This window comes from Aeromonas sp. HMWF014 (assembly GCF_963878295.1).
Taxonomy (GTDB): domain Bacteria; phylum Pseudomonadota; class Gammaproteobacteria; order Enterobacterales; family Aeromonadaceae; genus Aeromonas; species Aeromonas popoffii.
Genome location: NZ_CAWNYS010000059.1, coordinates 3,597 through 6,719, shown reverse-complemented (window position 1 = coordinate 6,719; position 3,123 = coordinate 3,597). Strand labels below are relative to the sequence as shown.

Below are 3,123 nucleotides of genomic sequence, written 5' to 3'. Positions count from 1 at the left end.
TCCACGGTGCGCAGTTGCGCACCGAGCGTGTGGTAGATGTTGTCCGGCTGGGAGGTCAGTTCCGCCAGACCGGCCCAACCTGCATCCTGAAACTGGTAGGGGTCGACAAATTCGGCTTTGGCATCGGCATAGTCGGCGATCAACTGGTAGGGAAAGGGATTTTTACGGCGGGTGAAAACAGTTTCAAAAAGGCCCGATTCATCGGAGGGTGCCAAGGTGGCAACGATTTTGCCCGACTTGAGATCCCTGACGCGCATCTCGAGGGCATCCGGTAACCAGACAGTCAATTTGAGGCCTGGCCCATCCGGGTTGGTCTGCAGGCCTAAATGAGAGAAGGGATCGGCGCAGCGGGCAGCAACCAAACGTTCAACGAGCATCGAGATTTCCTTTCATAGCTGAACATCCGCTCCGGCCAAGGCCGAAGCGGATGTAAGTGAGTCACGTTTTGTCGGCAGTGGCTCAACGACTGGCCTCATCACGGGCCTGGCTCATCTTGCCTGCCAGCGCCTTGAGCGCTTCATTGGCAAAAAGATCCTCCAGATCGGTGGACAGCTTGCGACGCCAGTTGGGGTATTCGTAACTGGTGCCCGGTACGTTGACCGGCTTGTCCATCTCCAGCCAGTCTTCCAGCTGGGTACTGAACAGGGCGCAGCTGCCGCGGGACATATGCAGTTGCAGCCCATGGTTGAGTTCTGTATTCATGCCAACCCAGTTCACGTCTTGACTGACGTTGTCAGAGATGACGCCATGAGCGTGCAGGCTGTCGAGGATCCGCTGTTTTGCCTGATGGCGATCAGCATACAGGGTCTTGAGCACGTCTTCATCCGGATACAATTTCAGCTCGCGGCCCAACGCCAGATCGTCGCAATGCCAGAAGCCCTTGAGGGTCGGCATGTCGTGAGTGGTCAGGGCCGACATCGCCTGCTCGGTGTAGTGTGCAGGGGAAATGAAACCCCCATCGGCCTTGGATCGCTCGAAGAAGAACACCTTGTAGGAGTGAACGCCGTTCTCTTTCAGCGTGACGTCTATGCCTTCGGGCACAGTGCCCAAATCTTCACCAATCAGCAGGCACTGATTGCGGTGGGATTCGAGCGCCAGGATCCCCAACAGATCGTTGACCGGATAGTAGATGTAGGCCCCCTTGGCGGCGGACTCTCCGGGCGGCACCCACCACAGGCGCAGCAAGGCCATCACGTGATCGATGCGCAGCGCGCCGCAGGAACGCATGTTGGCGCGGAACAGATCCACCATGGGCTGATAGCCCGCCTCGAACAGCTGATTCGGGTTCATGGGGGGCAGGCCCCAGTTTTGGCCGAGGGGACCCAGGATATCGGGTGGCGCCCCGACCGAGGCTTTCGGGCAGTAAAGATCCCGGTTGGCCCAAATCTCGGTGGAGCCTTCAGAGACCCCGACCGCCAGATCCCGATAGATCCCCATCACCATACCGGCGGCCTTGGCGCGGGCATCGGCGTGCGCCAACTGCTCATCGGCCAGGAACTGCAGGTAGAGATAGAAGTTAACGTCCTGCTGGTGCGCGGCGACCCAGGTGGCCACCTCGGGGTTGTGGTAATCGCGGTACGCATCGGGCCATACCGGCCAGCCCCAGGCATTTTCGCCCTTGCCATAGAAGTAGGCCTGCAGGGCATCAAAGGCCGCCTGCTGTTGCAGGCTGTCGCCACCGGCAGCCACGAAGGCATCGAAGTTGGCCTGGCGCTCGGCACTGAAACTGGCCTGGTCGAACACCTGACGCAGCATACCGATCTTGGTCTCGATGACGCCGGTGTAATCCACGTTGCTCTTGGCGCGCAGCTCACTTAGGTGCTGCTGGAACGCCGGGTTGGCTACCTCAGCCTTGAGACGATCGTTGGCCAGAAACTCGGGCACCACCTCCACGTTGATGTAGGCCACATTGAGCCAGCGACGGGACGAGGGGCTGTAAGGGCTGGCACTCTCAGGGTTGGCAGGATAGAGGGCATGAATGGGGTTCAGGCCAACGAAGTGGGCCCCCCAGGCGGCAGCTTTCTCGACCAGCTGGCCGAGATCGCTGAAATCGCCTATGCCCCAGTTGTGGCGGCTGCGCAGGCAGTAGAGCTGCACGCTCGGGCCCCACACTTTGCGGCCAGCGGCAATGGGAGCCTGCTTGTAACAGGATTTGGGCGCAACGATGAGGCGCATGCTGGCGAGCGGCTCATCGTTGCCCTCCTCCAGCAGGGTCAGCTGGTGATAACCCAGTTCAGGCTGCACATTCAACGCCACGCGATAGGCCTGGCACTCCATCTCTTCGAATTCTGCGACGCCTACCAGCTCACCCTCGATGGGGGTAATTTGGCCGGACAACACAGTCCCCTGCTCCAGCGCAAGCTGCCAGCTGAGGGCGTCATTGACGAAATCGATGGGCAAGCGAACGTCGAGGGTAATGGGCTCACCGCTGCGAACCACCATCACGGGATCCAGCGCGCGCAGCCAATGCTGGCGATGCTCCTGCTCCAGCTGCTGCGTCAGGGCTACTTCGTCATCGACGCGATAACCCATTGCGCCCAGCATGGCGGCCTTGCTCTCTTCGGATACCTGGGCCGAGTGGCCCCAGGCGTCAACATACTCACTGGCAATGCCTTTGGCGGCAGCCAGATGTTCAATCAGGGTGGTCATAGTTTGAGAATTCCCGCTGTGGATTCTATCTATACTATTTTGATTAATTTTTTATGGGTGGTACTTGAACAATGGCTCTTTGGCCATGCTGAACCGCGCACATTTTTACACATCTGCCTAGCTGGTTGTGTGACCGAACAGGCACTATTGTTGATATCTGTGACGCGAACCAACCGACGACATTTTCGACAAAAGTTGGTTGTCAGTTACATAAACCGAAAATAAATTTCACAGTTTTTCATGATTTAGCGCAATTTCAGACAGAATGTTGGTTGACTCATGGGGGAGTTCTAGTAAATTTACAAACGGAATTTTCTTTGACTACTGAACAGTTAGGTAACCAAATATGACTATCAAAGTAGGTATTAACGGTTTTGGCCGCATCGGCCGTTTCGTCTTCCGTCTGGCCGCTGAGCGTACTGACATCGAAGTGGTTGGTATCAACGACCTGATCGACGTTGACTACATGGCTTA

General features: G+C 57.5%; 3 protein-coding genes. 1 reads left to right on the top strand and 2 read right to left on the bottom strand.

Annotated features, from left to right (window positions below; genetic code table 11):
- Positions 1 to 377: GlgB N-terminal domain-containing protein (locus AAC083_RS02340; RefSeq protein WP_441296529.1), on the bottom strand; the 377-nt coding region annotated here is incomplete at its 3' end.
- An 82-nt stretch (positions 378 to 459) separates the two neighbouring features.
- On the bottom strand, positions 460 to 2,649 hold the full coding sequence (gene malQ, locus AAC083_RS02335) for a 4-alpha-glucanotransferase (protein WP_108537930.1): 2,190 nt from the start codon (positions 2,647 to 2,649) through the stop codon (positions 460 to 462).
- Between the two features lie 346 nt (positions 2,650 to 2,995).
- Here malQ and AAC083_RS22825 point away from each other — a divergent pair.
- Positions 2,996 to 3,123, top strand: a 128-nt coding sequence (locus AAC083_RS22825; protein ID WP_258224865.1) for a glyceraldehyde 3-phosphate dehydrogenase NAD-binding domain-containing protein, incomplete at its 3' end; no start/stop codon positions are given.

Excerpts from the sequence above, each read along its gene's own strand:
- malQ (WP_108537930.1), bottom strand. The coding sequence starts at position 2,649 with ATGACCACCCTGATTGAACATCTGGCTGCCGCCAAAGGCATTGCCAGT.